The sequence below is a fragment of the Phreatobacter cathodiphilus genome, assembly GCF_003008515.1.
GTDB classification, from domain to species: Bacteria; Pseudomonadota; Alphaproteobacteria; order Rhizobiales; family Phreatobacteraceae; genus Phreatobacter; species Phreatobacter cathodiphilus.
Genome location: NZ_CP027668.1, coordinates 3,245,682 through 3,260,722 on the forward strand (window position 1 = coordinate 3,245,682; position 15,041 = coordinate 3,260,722).

The 15,041-nt window shown below is 70.5% G+C and carries 14 protein-coding genes; 8 read left to right on the top strand and 6 right to left on the bottom strand.

Annotated elements, in window-relative coordinates; genetic code table 11:
• Window positions 1-2 precede the first annotated feature (2 nt).
• Window positions 3-1,571 (top strand): 2-polyprenylphenol 6-hydroxylase, encoded by a 1,569-nt coding sequence (gene ubiB, locus C6569_RS15575; protein WP_181313776.1) that lies wholly within the window; start codon window positions 3-5, stop codon window positions 1,569-1,571.
• Between the two features lie 4 nt (window positions 1,572-1,575).
• On the opposite strand, the gene C6569_RS15580 is transcribed toward ubiB, so the two are convergent.
• The 3 genes from C6569_RS15580 to C6569_RS21755 form a co-directional block, all read right to left on the bottom strand.
• Window positions 1,576-2,760, bottom strand: coding sequence for a DNA recombination protein RmuC (locus C6569_RS15580; RefSeq protein WP_106749698.1), 1,185 nt, complete (start codon window positions 2,758-2,760; stop codon window positions 1,576-1,578).
• Window positions 2,761-2,825: 65 nt separating this feature from the next.
• A complete protein-coding gene (locus C6569_RS15585; protein ID WP_106749699.1) occupies window positions 2,826-3,455 on the bottom strand; it encodes an SCO family protein in 630 nt (209 codons plus the stop codon).
• A gap of 7 nt (window positions 3,456-3,462) precedes the next feature.
• A complete protein-coding gene (locus tag C6569_RS21755; RefSeq protein WP_146144817.1) occupies window positions 3,463-3,651 on the bottom strand; it encodes a hypothetical protein in 189 nt (62 codons plus the stop codon).
• A gap of 80 nt (window positions 3,652-3,731) precedes the next feature.
• On the opposite strand from C6569_RS21755, the gene C6569_RS15590 reads away from it, so the two are divergent.
• The 7 genes from C6569_RS15590 to C6569_RS21990 all read left to right on the top strand — a co-directional run bounded on the left by C6569_RS15590 (window position 3,732) and on the right by C6569_RS21990 (window position 12,418).
• The gene (locus C6569_RS15590; protein WP_106749700.1) at window positions 3,732-4,766 is read left to right on the top strand and encodes a ligase-associated DNA damage response exonuclease; all 1,035 of its coding nucleotides are present in this window, start codon (window positions 3,732-3,734) and stop codon (window positions 4,764-4,766) included.
• Window positions 4,763-6,691 carry a cisplatin damage response ATP-dependent DNA ligase gene (locus tag C6569_RS15595; protein WP_106749701.1) on the top strand — a complete coding sequence of 643 codons (1,929 nt, stop codon included), beginning with the start codon at window positions 4,763-4,765 and terminating at the stop codon, window positions 6,689-6,691. Before C6569_RS15590 ends, C6569_RS15595 begins: the two co-directional genes overlap by 4 nt.
• Before the next feature lie 73 nt (window positions 6,692-6,764).
• The gene (locus C6569_RS15600) at window positions 6,765-7,823 is read left to right on the top strand and encodes an AbrB family transcriptional regulator (RefSeq protein WP_106749702.1); all 1,059 of its coding nucleotides are present in this window, start codon (window positions 6,765-6,767) and stop codon (window positions 7,821-7,823) included.
• A gap of 72 nt (window positions 7,824-7,895) precedes the next feature.
• Complete coding sequence (locus C6569_RS15605) at window positions 7,896-8,642, top strand: SGNH/GDSL hydrolase family protein (RefSeq protein WP_106749703.1); 747 nt, start codon at window positions 7,896-7,898, stop codon at window positions 8,640-8,642.
• A gap of 88 nt (window positions 8,643-8,730) precedes the next feature.
• Entirely contained in the window at window positions 8,731-9,927 is a 1,197-nt protein-coding gene (locus tag C6569_RS15610) for a cell surface protein (protein WP_106749704.1), read from the top strand.
• A gap of 58 nt (window positions 9,928-9,985) precedes the next feature.
• Complete coding sequence (locus C6569_RS15615) at window positions 9,986-10,930, top strand: DUF6384 family protein (RefSeq protein WP_245898122.1); 945 nt, start codon at window positions 9,986-9,988, stop codon at window positions 10,928-10,930.
• A gap of 9 nt (window positions 10,931-10,939) precedes the next feature.
• On the top strand, window positions 10,940-12,418 hold the full coding sequence (locus tag C6569_RS21990) for a hypothetical protein (protein ID WP_181313777.1): 1,479 nt from the start codon (window positions 10,940-10,942) through the stop codon (window positions 12,416-12,418).
• Between the two features lie 10 nt (window positions 12,419-12,428).
• Here the strand turns inward: C6569_RS21990 and C6569_RS15625 are convergent, their stop codons facing one another.
• The 3 genes from C6569_RS15625 to argB are packed head-to-tail and all read right to left on the bottom strand — an operon-like array spanning window position 12,429 to window position 15,020.
• Window positions 12,429-13,130, bottom strand: coding sequence for a pyrimidine 5'-nucleotidase (locus tag C6569_RS15625; RefSeq protein ID WP_106749705.1), 702 nt, complete (start codon window positions 13,128-13,130; stop codon window positions 12,429-12,431).
• Window positions 13,127-14,134 (bottom strand): DUF1036 domain-containing protein, encoded by a 1,008-nt coding sequence (locus C6569_RS15630; RefSeq protein ID WP_181313778.1) that lies wholly within the window; start codon window positions 14,132-14,134, stop codon window positions 13,127-13,129. The genes C6569_RS15625 and C6569_RS15630 overlap by 4 nt, the downstream gene beginning before the upstream one ends.
• Entirely contained in the window at window positions 14,127-15,020 is an 894-nt protein-coding gene (argB, locus tag C6569_RS15635; protein ID WP_106749707.1) for an acetylglutamate kinase, read from the bottom strand. Before argB ends, C6569_RS15630 begins: the two co-directional genes overlap by 8 nt.
• Between the last annotated feature and the right edge of the window lie 21 nt (window positions 15,021-15,041).

Consider the following 15,041-nt stretch of genomic DNA (forward strand, 5'->3'; position numbering starts at 1 on the left):
CCGTGATCGCCGGCACCATCCATCTCCTCCGCCTGGCGCGGGCGGGCTTCGTTTTCGCCCGCGAGGGCGTCTTCGGCCTCGTCGACCCGGAAGCCCTGCCGCCGCCGGCGCGCCTCGGCCTGCGCCTCGCCCGCCTCGTCGAGCGCCGCAGCACGGGCACGCGATCGGACCGGCTGACGGCCGCCCTCACCCGCCTCGGTCCAACCTATGTGAAGCTCGGCCAGTTCCTCTCGACCCGGCCCGACGTGGTCGGGCCGCTGATCGCCCGCGATCTCGAGAGCCTCCAGGACAAGGTGCCGCCCTTCGACCAGAAGCTCGCCGAGCAGATCGTCGTGGAGACGCTCGGCATGCCCATCGCCGAGGCCTATGCGAGCTTCGGCCCGCCGATCGCCGCCGCCTCCATTGCCCAGGTGCACAAGGCGAGCGTGCGCGACGGCGAGGTGCTGCGCGACGTCGCCGTCAAGATCCTCCGGCCCCACGTGGCCGACCGTTTCCGCGCCGATCTCTCCGACTACTATTTCGCCGCGCGGCTCGCCGAGAAACTGGTGCCGGAATCGCGTCGCCTGAAGCCGATCGGCATCGTCGACACCCTCGCCCGCTCCATGGCCATCGAGCTCGACCTGCGCCTCGAGGCCGCCGCCGCTTCCGAGATGGCGGAGCGGACCCGCGACGATCCCGGCTTCCGCGTGCCCTCGGTCGACTGGAACCGCACGGGGCGCAACGTCCTCACCACCGAATGGATCGACGGCCTGAAGGTCGGCGACCGCGCCGGGCTCGACGCCGCCGGCATCGACCCGCGGGCGCTCGGCCAGATCGTCATCCAGAGCTTCCTGCGCCATGCCCTGCGCGACGGCTTCTTCCATGCCGACATGCACCAGGGGAACCTCTTCGCCGACCGCGCCGGCAATCTCGTCGCCGTCGATTTCGGCATCATGGGCCGCATCGGCCCGAAGGAGCGGCGCTTCCTCGCGGAGATTCTGCTCGGCTTCATCACCAAGCAGTATCGCCGCGTCGCCGAGGTCCATTTCGAGGCCGGCTATGTGCCCGGCCACCATTCCGTCGACGAATTCGCCCAGGCCATCCGCGCCATCGGCGAGCCGATCCATTCGCGCACCGCCGACCAGATCTCGATGGCAAAGCTCCTGTCGCTGCTCTTCGAGGTCACCGCCATCTTCGACATGAAGACACGCACCGAGCTGATCCTGCTGCAGAAGACCATGGTCGTGGTGGAGGGCGTCGCCCGCTCGCTCGATCCCCGCCTCGACATCTGGACGAGCTCCGAGCCGGTGGTGCGCGAGTGGATCACCCGCAATCTCGGGCCGGTCGGCCGCATCGAGGAGGTGGGTGCCGGCGCCAAGCTCGTCGGCCGGATCGTCGGCGAGGCCCCGGCCCTGCTTGGCCGCGCCGCCATGCTGTCGGAGCGCATCGACGACCTGACGAAGGACGGCTTCGTGCTCTCGCCCGATTCGCTGCGGGGCATCGGCGAGGCCGAGGCCCGCCGCAACCGCTCCTCCACGGTGGCGCTCTGGATCATCGCCGCGCTGCTGGCGGCGAACCTCATCTGGGGATAAAGCCTCACTCCGCAGCGAGCGAGGAGCCCTTCAGCGGCAGCTTAGCGAGTGGCGGCGGCGCGGTCGCCTCGTCGAACTCCAGCGCCTCGATGCGCCCGCCGCGCTTGGCGATCTTCTCCGCCGAGGTGAGGATCTGCCCCAGATCCTCGTTCGCCTGGCCGAAATGCTTCTGCAGGGCGAGGACCCGGTCGGTCAGCCGCGACACGTCGTCGAGGAGGTGGGACACCTCCTTCTGGATGACGCGGGCCTCCTCGCGCATCCGCTCGTCCTTCAAGAGCCCCTGCACCACCTGCACCGCCAGCATCAGCAGCGAGGGCGAGACGATGATGACCCGCGCCCGGAAGGCCTTCTGCACCACGTCGTCGAAATGCTCGTTGAGGTCGGCATAGATGCCCTCGGACGGCACGAAGAGCAGCGCCATGTCCTGCGTTTCGCCGGGGATCAGGTACTTGTCCGCGATGTCCTTGATGTGGACCGCGATGTCCTGGCGGAGCCGTTGCGCCGCCAGGCGCTTGACCTCCTCGGCATGGGCCTCGCGCCACATGGTCACCGCCTCCAGCGGGAACTTGGCGTCGACCACGAGGCCGCGGCTGTCGCCGGCGAGTCGGATCACCGCGTCAGGCCGCTTGCCGTTGGTGAGCGTCGGCTGGAAGGTGAAGCCGGTGCGCGGCAGGCCGTCCGACAGGATCGCCTCCATCCGCCCCTGGCCGAAGGCGCCGCGCGCCTGCTTGTTGGCGAGCACGTCCTTCAGCGTCACCACCTGTCCGGCAAGGTCGGTGATGTTCTTCTGGGCGCTGTCGATGACGGCGAGTCGCTCGTTGAGCTTGCCGAGATTGTCCATCGTCGTCTTCGTCTGCCCCTCGAGCGACTGGCCGATGCGGGTCGACATGCCGTCGAGCCGGTCGCCGAGCTGGCGGGCGAGGTCGTTCTGCCGGGCTCCCAAGCCTTCGGCCATGGCCTGGAGGCGGCCGGTGAGTTCGGCCTGGATGCGCGCCATCTCGCCCATCCGCTCCTCGATCTCCTGGGCGTGGATCACGGCGCGCTCCGCCTCCATGGCGCGGGCGGCCGCCTGCCGGCGCAGCGCCACGAACAGCACGACGAGCATCAGGACGGCGAGGCCGATCAGGGAGAGGGTGAGTTCGCCGGCCGTGACCGCACGGCCGCCGACGACGAGGACGATATCGGACATGGGAGGAGACTAGGCGATTCGCGCGGCCCTGCCGAACGAAGAGGGAACGGTACCGGGCGCCGCCGTCAGAGGTAGCGGCGCAGGTCCGCCGCGGCCTTGGCCGGCTCGCGGGCGACGTCGAAGGTCGAGACGAACTGGCCCTGCCGGTCCATCAGGTAGACGAAGGTGGTGTGGTCCATGGTGTAGCCGCCGCCGTCCAGCGGCACCTTGCGGCCATAGGCGCGATAGGCCCGCATCGCCTGGGTCACCTGCTCCTCGGTGCCCGTGAGGCCGCGAATGGAGGCGTGGAAGCTGCCGAGATAGGTCGACAGCAGCTCGGTGGTGTCGCGGGCGGGGTCGACCGTGACGAAGACGACGTTCACCTTCGCGGCATCGGCCCCCAGCGTGTCGAGGAGCTGGGTGATCTCGAACAGCTTGGTCGGGCAGATGTCCGGGCAGTGGGTGAAGCCGAAGAAGACGAGGCTTGGCTTGCCCTGCAGGTCCTTTTCGGTGAAGGGCTTGCCCGTCTGGTCGACGAGATTGAAGGCGCCGCCGATCGCCGAGGCGCTGGAGGCGAGTTGGCCGCCGCGCGGCATGGTGAAGTGAACGACGGCCGCCAGCACGCCGAGGCCGCCCACCAGCAGGGCGAGCGACAGGATGAGGGCCACGGAGCGCGGGCCCTTGCGCGGGGATGCGGGCTTGTTGGTCTGGGTCATGGACGTCTCAGAAACACCAGGCGAGGCCGGCGGCGAGCGTGTCGAGGAACACCTTGGAGCCCTGCGTCCACCACAGCACGCCGGAAGCCGCCATCAACGCGGCGACGCCGATCCCCGCCGCCCAGCGCGCCAGGCGCGGCGTTTCGGAGGAAGGCTGCTGAACCGTCTCGGTCGACATGGCGTTTATGTAGTCCAAGATGGGGCCCGAGGCAAAAGCGCCGAGCGGATGGCCCCATCCCCTTTTCGTGAAGACGGCCGATGCCGACTAAGGTCCCGATGCGTCCAGACGACCTTCTCCAGCCGACCCCGCGGGGCCTCTACTGCCCGCCGGCGGACGTCCATATCGACCCTGTCCGGCCCGTGCCGCGGGCGCTGATCACCCACGGCCATTCCGACCACGCCCGCGCCGGCCACGACCATGTGCTGGCCACCGAGGCCACCCTGAAGATCATGGCGATCCGCTACGGCGAGGATTTCGCCGGCACGACCCAGGTCGCCGCCTGGGGCGAGCCCATCGCGATCAACGGCGTGACCTTCGCCTTCCACCCCGCCGGCCACATTCTCGGCTCGGCCCAGATCGCGGTCAGCCATCGCGGCCTCACCATCGTCGCCTCGGGCGACTACAAGCGCGCCGCCGACCCCACCGCCGAGCGCTTCGAGGTTGTGCCCTGCGACGTCTTCATCACCGAGGCGACCTTCGGCCTGCCGGTCTTTCGCCATCCCGACACGGCGGCCGAGGTGGACAAGCTGCTCGCCTCCGTCCGCCTGTTCCCGGACCGTGCCCATCTCGTCGGCGCCTATTCCCTCGGCAAGGCGCAGCGCGTCATGGCGCTGATCCGCGCCGCCGGCTGGGACGCGCCGATCTATCTCCATGGCGCGGTGGAGAAGCTGACGCGCTTCTACCAGGCCGAGGGCTTCGACCTCGGCGACGTGCGTCTGGCCAAGGAGGCCGACAAGAAGGCGCTCGGCGGCGCCGTCGTCATCTGCCCGCCCGGCGCCATGAAGGACCTCTGGGCACGGCGTTTCCCCGATCCGGTCACCGCCTTCGCCTCGGGCTGGATGCGCATCCGCGCCCGCGCCAAGCAGGGCGGGATCGAACTGCCGCTCATCGTCTCCGACCATTCCGACTGGGACGAGTTGCAGCAGACCATCCGCGACACCGGTGCCGGCGAGATCTGGGTCACCCACGGCCAGGAAGACGCCCTCGTCCACTGGTGCGGCACGCAGGGGCTGAAGGCACGGCCGCTAAGGCTGGTGGGCTATGGCGACGAGGGCGAGGGTGAAGCCGCTGCCGCCGAGGCGGTCGCATGAACCGCTTCGCCGCCCTCCTCGACCGCCTCGCCTACGAACCGCGCCGCAACGCCAAGCTGGCGCTGATCACCGACTATTTCCGGACCACGCCCGATCCCGAGCGCGGCTGGGCCCTCGCCGCCATGACCGGGGCGCTCACGTTCCGCAACGCCAAGGCGGGGCTCATCCGCGGCCTCATCGCCGAGCGCACGGACCCGGTGCTCTTCGCGCTGTCCTACGACTATGTCGGCGACCTCTCGGAGACGGTGGCGCTGATGTGGCCGACGCCCGAGGCTCCCCTCCCCCCGCGGAGCGGCGGGGAGGGTGGCCCGAGCGCCAGCGGAGGGCCGGGTGGGGGGAAGTCTGCGCCCGGTCTCAACGCCCCCCCACCCCTGACCCCTCCCCTCCGCGAGCGGGGGGAGGGGAATGCGCCTTTCGCGGCGAGCGGGGCGACGGCAGCCCATGACGATGCCGGCGCGACGCCGGAGGATCCCCTCCCCCCGCGGAGCGGAGGGGAGGGTGGCCCGAGCGCCAGCGGAGGGCCCGATGGGGAGCGCCTAGGAGACGTTCCCGCGCCCTCCCCCATCGGCCACAACCGCCCGCCGCCCCCGGCCCTCTCGGAGGTGGTCGCAGGCCTCGGCACGACGTCGAAGACCGCCCTGCCGAAACTCCTCGCCGGCTGGCTCGACCATCTCGACGAGACCGGCCGCTGGGCGCTGCTCAAGCTGATCACCGGCTCGCTGCGCATCGGCGTCTCGGCCCGCCTCGCCAAGACCGCCGTCGCCGCCCTCGGCCCCCGCGACCCCGACGAGATCGAGCTGGTATGGCCCGGCCTGACGCCGCCCTATGAATCCCTCTTCGCCTGGGTCGAGGGCCGCGGCGAGCGCCCCGAGAGCGTCGACCCCGCCCCCTTCCGCCCACCCATGCTCGCCCACGGCATCGAGGAGGCCGATTTCGGCAAGCTGGACCCCGCCGATTTCGCCGCCGAATGGAAATGGGACGGCATCCGCGTCCAGGCCGCCGCCGGCCCCCTCCCCGACGGGCGCCGAGTGGCCAGGCTCTATTCGCGCACCGGCGAGGACATATCCGGTGCATTTCCCGACCTCGTCGAGACCCTCGCCTTCGACGGCGCCATCGACGGCGAACTGCTGGTGCTGCGCGAGAACCGCGTGCAGAGCTTCAACGTCCTGCAGCAACGCCTCAACCGCAAACAGGTGACGGTGCCGCTGCTGGCCGAGTTTCCTGCCCATATCCGCGCCTACGACCTGCTCTTCGCCGGGGGAGAGGATCTGCGCGACCGGCCCTTCGCCGCCCGGCGGGCGATCCTCGAGCAGATGGTGTCGCAGATGGCGAATCCGCGCATCGACATCTCGCCCCTCGTGCCCTTCGAGACCTGGGAGGGCCTCGCCGCCATCCGCCTCGACCCGTCCTCGGCGGATGCCGGCGAGGACGCCGAGGCCATCGAGGGGCTGATGATCAAGCGGCGTGATTCGCCCTACCTGCCCGGCCGGCCCAAGGGCCCGTGGTGGAAGTGGAAGCGCGACCCCATGGTGGTCGACTGCGTGCTGATGTACGCCCAGCGGGGCCACGGCAAGCGCTCGAGCTTCTATTCCGATTTCACCTTCGGCGTCTGGCGCGACGGCGCCGAGGGCGACGAACTGGTGCCCGTCGGCAAGGCCTATTTCGGCTTCACCGACGAGGAGCTCGGCCAGCTCGACCGCTTCGTGCGCAACCACACGACCAACCGCTTCGGCCCCGTGCGCGAGGTGACCCATACGGCGCGAGAGGGACTGGTGCTGGAAATCGCCTTCGAGGGGCTGCAGCGCTCCACCCGCCACAAGTCCGGCATCGCCATGCGCTTCCCGCGCATATCGCGCATCCGCTGGGACAAGCCGCCCGGCGAGGCGGACCGCATCGAGGCCCTGGAGCTGCGGCTGAAGGGCTGAGGCGCCGCCGCGGAGCGGCAGGCATGCTCCCGTGGCTTTGCCTGCCGGCCCGCTTCATGCGAAGCGGAGCGCCATGCCCCGCCTCGCTTGTCTCCCCGACCTCGTGAAGACCTTCGTCTGGCCCTGCCTCGTCGGCGCCGCGGGCGGCTATGCCTTCCACCGCCTCGGCATGCCCGCCGCCTGGATGTCGGGCTCGCTGGTGGTGGCCACCGTCCTCGCCCTCGGCGGCGCCAGGGTGGTGGTCCCCGGCCCCGTCGCCACAGCCACCTTCCTGCTGCTCGGCACGGTGATGGGTTCGGCGGTGACGCCGCAGACGCTCCGCCTGATGATGTCCTGGCCCATCTCCATGGCGGGCCTCGCCGTGCTGGTGCCGGCCATCGTCGCGGCCATCACGCTCTATCTCGCCCGCGTCGAGCGGCTGGACCGCCAGACCGCCTTCTTCGCCTCCATTCCCGGCGCGCTGAGCTACGTCATGGCCATGACGCTGGCCTCGCGCGCCGATGCGCGCCAGGTGGCGGTCATCCAGAGTTTCCGCCTCGTCCTGCTGGTGGCAGCGCTGCCGGGTCTCCTGTCGCTGGCGCGGATCGGCGGCACGCAGGCGCCGGCCGCGGCGACCGGGCTCGGCCCCTGGCCGGAACTCCTGCTGCTCGTCGCCGTCTCCTCCGGCTTCGGTCTCGCCATGGAGCGGCTTAAGGTGCCGGGCGGCGCCACCGTCGGCGCCATGCTGGCGAGCGCGGTCCTGCACGGCACCGGGCTCGTCACGGCGCTGATCCCGGAGCCGGTGATGATCGTCGGCTTCGTCGTCATCGGAGTCCTCATCGCCGCCCGCTTCGCCGGCACCTCGCTCGCTGAGCTGCGCCACCTGCTGCGCGCCTCCGTCGGCGCCTTCCTCGCCGGTATCGCCGTCACCGTGGTCGTGGCGGCGGCTGTCGCCTGGATCGCCGGCCTGCCGCTCGGCAAGGTCATCCTCGCCTATGCGCCGGGGGGCATCGAGGCCATGGCGATCCTCGCCTTCGTCCTCGACATGGATCCCGCCTTCGTCGGCGCCCACCACATCGTTCGCTTCGTCGGTATCGCGCTGCTGCTGCCGCTGGCGGCGCGCCTCGTCCTCGGCCCCGACCGCGGCGCCTGAGGCGGCGCAGGCGTTGCAAAAAGCCGTTTTCTTCCGCTATCCATAGGGCGCCAGCGATCCCGAGGACCGTGCATGCTCCCCCTTCGCCTTCCGCATGCCGCAGCCGTCGCCCTCTCTGCGGCGCTCGCGTTCACCCCCTTCTCGTCCTCAGCCCTCGCGCGCTGCACTGTCCCCGCCCTGGCGGAGGCGACTCCCGGCGGCGCCCTGCCGCGCACCTCCGCGCGGCTGAAGACGCAGGAGCCCGTGCGCATTCTCGCCATCGGCTCCTCGACCACGGCCGGGGTCGGCAGCGGCGGCGCCGGCTTCGCCCATCGCCTCGGCCCGATGATCAAGGCCCGCTGGCAGGACAAGACCATCGAGGTCGTCGTCTCCGGCGTTTCCGGTGAGACCGCCTCGGGCGCGGCCGGCCGCCTCGCCCGCGAACTCGCCCAGCACAAGCCGACCCTCGTGGTCTGGCAGCTCGGCACCAACGACGCCAATTTCGGCGTCTCGGCGGAGTCCTTCCGCGGGACCGTCGCCGCAGGTCTCGCCACCATCCGCGCCGCCGGCGCCGACGCCATGCTGGTCGATCCGCAATATTCGCGCTGGGCCGAGGGAAGCACGCGCACCGCCGAATTCGCCGGCATCATCGCCAGCGAGGGCGCCCGCGCCGGCGTGCCGGTGGTTCGCCGCTTCCAGGCGATGTTCCAGCTCGCCAATTCCGACCGCAGCGCCTTCAACGGGCTCATCTCCTTCGACGGCCTGCACCTGACCGCCGCCGGTCACGACTGCATGGCGCAGCAGGTGGCGGGCACCATCCTGCGCATGGCCCGGCGCTGAGGCGCCGCCGCCGTCTTGCCTTTGGGGCATGTGGCCACCACATTGACGGCGCCGGCGGCGGGCCGGTTCTGGCCACAAGAGCGTAGCGATGAACACCACCACCACGCCGACGACCACCACCACCGTCGTGCCCTCGCCGATGCAGTATCTCGACCGCGCCACCGGCGTGCTCCGGGACCTCGGGCTGATGCCGGCCAAGATCGACGAGCAGCCGATCATCCCGCTGCTGCAGAAGATTTCCGACCTCGACCAGGACCGGGTGACGATGATCGCCCGCACCCTCAATCAGGTCGGCGTGTTCAACGAGGTGGTGCGCAATCAGGTCGCCGGCATGGAGGTGGGTGAGCGCTACGAGCAGATCACCCAGGGCTTCAACTCTATCCGCGACGACGCCAAGCGCATGGTCGAGCAGCTCTCCGACGGCAAGCTCTCCACCTTCGAGCGGCTGGAGAACGTCTGGACCAAGGTGCGCCGCGGCGACATCGCGACCCGCTTCGACGCCATCCGCACGACCTATCTCGACGTCGCCCGCGCCACCAAGGACCAGATCCAGCGCGAGGTCACCATCCTCGACGCCTACCGCGACTTCCGCGGCGCGCTGAAGCAGGCCGAGGTTCAGGCTCTCGAGGTGCTGGAGAAGGCGAACGACAAGCTGCAGGCCAAGCAGGCCGAGCTGAAGGCCGCCTCGGAAGCGGTGGCCGCCTACACCGGCACGGTGCCGGCCGAGCGCGCCAACCTCGAACTCATCCGCGACACCAAGCTGCGCGAGATGCAGGACGAGGAGAAGCGCTTCCAGATCGCCAAGGACCTCTCCGACAATCTGACCATCGGCTACAACACGTCCGAGGTCATCATGGCCCGCCTGATGCAGACGACCAACGCCAAGGAGCGGGTCTATGCGCAGGCGATCTCCTTCTTCTCCACCAACGACGCCGTGCTGACCGCGCTGAAGGCCTCCTTCACCGGCCTGCAGGGCCTGCACGAGTCGACCCGCACGCTCAACGAGATGAAGGAGGGCGTGTCGAAGTCCCTCGAGACCCTCTCCGAGATCGGCGACAAGGTGCAGGAGGAGGCGCTGCGCGCCGGCTACGGCCCGACCATCCGCGCCGACGCCGTGAAGAAGCTGGTCGAGAGCGTCGTCTCCTTCCAGGAGAAGTCGGGCGAGATCATCTACGAGATGCGCAAGCTCTCGACGGAAAACTCGCGGGAGATCCGCGACGCGGTGGAGGACGGCAAGAAGCGCCTCGCCGCCCTCGCCGAGAAGGGTGCCGCCCTCGGCATGTGAGGGCTTCGCCCCCCGTGACCACCGCGCGCCTCTCGCATCCTGACCGGAGGGTCATCCGATGACCGATACCGCCGTCGCCGCCCCTCCGGCCGCTCCCCCCGCCGAGGCGCAGTCCGCCAAGCTCGACGACATCATGCTCGCCATGGACGTCGTCGACACGCTGCGCCACGACCGCAAGATCACCGAGCGCGAACTCGCCGAGGGCGACCGCGAGGAGGACCTGATCGAGCGGCTGCGGGTCATCTACCGCAACCAGGGCATCGACGTGCCCGACGAGATCCTGCGCCAGGGCGTCAAGGCCCTGCGCGAGGAGCGCTTCGTCTACAAGCCGCCGCGCGAAAGCCTGTCGGTGAAGCTGGCGCGGATCTACGTCACCCGCGGCCGTTGGGGCAAATGGGCGCTGGCCGCCGTTGCGGCGCTCGCCATCGGCGCCGGCACGCTCGCCTGGCAGGGCTATTCCCGGCAGGTCGAGCTGACCCAGACCATTCCCGCCGCCATCGAGCGCCTCTCGGGCGACATCACCCGCGAGGCGACCGCCGATGCGGTGCGCACCCGCGTCGCCGCCCTCGCCTCCGACGGGCGGATCGCCGCCCGTGACGGCAAGGCGGAGGCCGCGCGCGCCGCCGTTGCCGACCTCGAGCGGCTGCGCGACGACATCCGCACCGAATATGACGTCCGCATCGTCTCGCGGCCCGGTCAGTCCACCGGCGTCTGGCGACGCCCGCGGCGCAATCCCAACGCCATGAACTATTACCTCATCGTCGAGGCCATCGGCCGCGATGGCCGGCCAATGTCCCGCTCCATCACCTCCGAGGAGGACGGCTCGACGAAGGTCGTCACCCAGTGGGGCGTGCGCGTGCCGGAGAGCCTCTACCGCGTCGTCGAGGCCGACAAGCGCGACGACGGCATCGTCCAGAACGCCATCCTCGGCCGCAAGCAGCGCGGCCAGCTCGACCCGACCTGGCGCGAGGCGCTGCCGGGCGGCGCCATCACGAGCTGGTAGGAGCATCGCATGATCCCCGGACATTCCGCTCTCGGCGGCATCGAGGGTGCCCTCGCCGAGATCCGTCAGGCCGAGAACGAGGTCAACCGGCGGCTGGACCAGGCCAACCGCAGCCAGGCCGAGGCGCGCGCCGCGGAGGCCGAGGGCTTCCGCGACCTCGCCGCCTTCCGCCTGAAATCCGAGAGCGGGCTGGGCGGTCGCCTGACCCAGGTGGCGACCGAGGTGCGCGCGCTTCTCGCGCTCCGCCTCAACGACCGCAACCGACTGGACGAGGACGTCGCCGCGATCGAGTCCGAGATCGCCCGCATCGCCGCCGAGCGGCAGGATTTCGCCCGCCGGCTGGAGGAGGCCGAGGAACGCCGCGACGCGGTGGCGAACGAGGCGCAGATCGGCCTCGCCGCCCGGCCCGACTACGGCGCCGCCAGGACCTCGGCGGACGACGCCGTCCGTGTCGCCCAGGAATCGGAGAAGAAGGCGGCCCTCGCCGAGCAGGAGCTGGAGGAGAAGCGCAAACCTTATGAGGACGATGCGCTGTTCATGTATCTGTGGAGCCGCGGCTACGCGACCCAGGCCTATGAAGCGGGCAACGTGGCGCGCCTCCTCGACGGCTGGGTGGCCCGCCTCGTCCGCTATGCCGACGCCCGCCCGAACTATGCCCGCCTGACCGAAATCCCCAAGCGCCTGCGCGAACATGCCAACCGCAGCGCCGCCCTGGCGGTGGATGCGGTGGAGAAGGTGAAGGCGCTGGAGAAGGGCGCCTTCCTCGGCACCGGTGGCGACGCCGCCGACGCCGAGGTCGCCGGCTACCGCGGCCGGCTCGCCGAACTCGACGCCGCCCGCGCCGCGGCCGAGGACCGGCACCGGGATCTCGACTCCCGCGCCGCCGCCTTCGCGCGTGGCGAGGACGACAGGTTCCGCCAGGCTGTGGCCCTGCTCGCCGAGACCCTGCGGCGCGAGGACATCGAGAGGCTCTATGCCGAAGCCCTGAAGACGCCGGCCCCCGACGACGAGGCGATCGTCGGCCGCATCCGCGGCCTGCGCGACGCCCAGGAACGCGCGGAGCTCGACCTGCGGCGCCTGCGCGGCGAGCTGGCGGAACTTTCGCGCCGCCGGTCCGAGGTGTCGCAGGTCGCCACCGGCTTCCGCCAGCGCCGCTACGACGCCGACGGCTCGGTCTTCTCCAACGACGTGGTCGGCGCCCTGTTGCGCGGCCTCGTCACCGGCGTCATCACCGGGGCCGACTACTGGTCGCGCATGGAACAGGGCCGGCGCAGCAGCCGCTCCGACGAGGGCTCCTGGGGCGGTGGCGGCGGCGGTTCCTGGGGCGGCGGCGGCTCGTGGGGCGGAGGCGGTTCCTGGGGTGGAGGCTCGTCCGGCGGCGGCTGGAGTGGCGGATCGTCAGGCGGTGGCTGGAGCGGCGGTGGCGGATCGTCTGGCGGCGGAACGTCCGGCGGTGGCGACGGCTTCGATACCGGTGGCAGGTTCTAGGCGGCCCGCCTCACAGCCGCAGCATCACCAGGAAGGCGGTCAGGTCGTCGGTGACGAAGTCGACGTGGTCGTCCTCGCGCCCCTCGAACTCCCAGGCCTCGCGGAACACCTCGCGGGTGCGCTCCGGCACCACCAGCACGGTCTTCATGCCGAGCGCATGGGGCGCCTCGAGATTGCGCGCGAGGTCCTCGAACATGGCGGCGCGGGCCGGGTCGACCCCGTGGTCGGCGAGGAACTTCTCGTAGGTCTCCCGGTGCGGCTTCGGGAGGAGCCCCGCATCGACGATGTCGAAGACGCCGTCGAAATGGTTCTCGATCCCGAGCCGGCGCGTCACGGCCGCGACATGCGAGTGGGTGCCCGAGGTGAAGACGAACTTGCGGCCCGGCAGGGCGGCGATCGCCGCGCCGAGCTCGGGGTTCGCCTGCAGCGGCGAATGGTCGATGTCGTGCACATAGCTGAGGAAATCGTCCGGGCTCATGCCGTGCTCGATCATCAGCCCGCGCATGGAGGTGCCGTAGCGCCGGTAATAGTCCTTCTGCAGGACGAAGGCCTCGTCGATCGAGATGTCGAGGAGCTTCGCCACATAGGATTTGATCCGCCCGTCGATCTGCTCCCACAGCGACAGGTGCGCCGGGTAGAGCGTGTTGTCGAGGTCGAAGATCCAGGCCTCCACCGCGGAGAAGGCTTTGCGGATATTGGCGGTGTCGGTCATCGGGGCTCCCGGAAACGCAGGGACGCGCGGCGGCGCCCGTCGAAGGTGATGGCGGCGAAGCCCACCGCGGTGCCGCCGTGGGCGGCGCAATCGCCCGCCCCTGTTATCTCGAACTCGCTGGTCCGGATACAGGCCTGGACATCGCCGCCGAAGACGAGCGGGCCGCCCGCCCGCGTCACGGGGCGCCCTTCCGCATCGACCGCCTCGGCGAAGGAGAGCACCCGCGCCGGCTGGCCCTCCAGCGGCGGCTTCAGGCAGGCGCCGGGTTCGATGCGGAACCAGCCGCGCGTCGCGATCTGCCGGCCCTCCTCGATACCGAGCGCCGCCATGATCCGGTGGCCCGTCTCGTTGCACCAGGCGAAGCCGGGGCCCTCGCCAGCCCTCAGCGCCGCCAGCAGGCGGTCGAAGATGTCGGGGAGCACGGCGGCGTCGGCGGGCAGGTTCAGGTCGGTGAGGAAGGCGCGCAGCGCCGCGTCGGTCTTCGGCCCCTCCAGCCCATCGATGGGGCCGGGGTCGTAGCCCATGCGGGTGAGCAGGCGCTGGATACCGGCCTTGCGCGCCTGCGGCAGGTCGTAATCGGCCTCCTCCGACAGGAACAGGACGCCGATGCCCTCCACCACCGTCGGCTTGACCTCGACGAAGGAGGCGAGGCGCGTGTTCGCCTGACGACAGGACTGGGCAGCGGGTACGAGGAAGTCGCCCTCGCCGATGCACAGCTGCACGTGCTCCGGCTGGCCGAGGCTCGCGCCGGGCGCCTCACCGAGGGGGCGGGTATGCAGGAACAGGCGGCCCGGAGCCTCGGCCGATTGCAGGATGGCCCGGCACTGGCCCGGATCGAGTCGGAACCAGCCGCGCGTCGCCGCCGTATCGCCGACGACGACACCGATCGCCGCCTCCGTCACCACACTCGTGCGATTGCACAGGCGCGTCTCGGCCGAGGCGGGGGCGGCGAGCCACACCACGACGCAGAACGCCGCGACGAGGCCCGCCAGAGCCTCACGCATGGATGAGCGTGCCGGCACCGCCATCGGTGAGAAGCTCCACGAGGACGGCGTGCGGGGTCTTGCCGTCGAGGATCACGACGCCTTCGACGCCGCGCTCGATGGCGTAGATGCAGGTCTCGATCTTCGGGATCATGCCCCCCGTCGCCGTGCCGTCGGCGATCAGGCGGCGGCAATCCTCCACCGACAGCGACTTGATGAGGTTCTTGTTCTTGTCGAGGACCCCGGGCACGTCGGTGAGCAGAAGGAGACGCTTGGCCTTCAGCGCGCCGGCGATGGCGCCCGCGAAGGTGTCGGCGTTGACGTTGTAGGTGTCGCCCTCGACCGAGGTCGCCACCGGCGCCAGGACCGGGACGAGGTCCTTGCCCAGAACCGTGTCCAGCACCTTGGTGTCGACCTTGTCGGGTTCGCCGACATAGCCGAGGTCGACGACCCGCTCGATGTTGGAATCCGGATCGCGGGTGACGCGGCTGACCTTGGCCGCCTTCACCATGTCGCCGTCCTTGCCGCACAGGCCGATGGCCTTGCCGCCGGCGGCGTTGATGAAGCCGACGATCTGCTTGTTGATCGAGCCGGCGAGGATCATCTCGACGATCTCCACCGTCTGCTTGTCGGTGACGCGCAGGCCGTCGACGAACTCGCTCTTGATGCCGAGTTTGGCGAGCATCTGGCCGATCTGCGGCCCGCCGCCGTGCACCACCACCGGATTGATGCCCGACTGCTCCAGCATGACGATGTCGCGGGCGAAGGACCGGGCGCCGCCCTCGTCGCCCATGGCGTGGCCGCCATATTTCACCACGACGATCTCGTCGTCGTATTTCTGCATGTAGGGCAGCGCCTCGTTGAGGACGCGGCCGATGTCCTGGGCGTCGAGAGGGGTATGCGACATGGCGGCTCCGGCGGGTCGGGT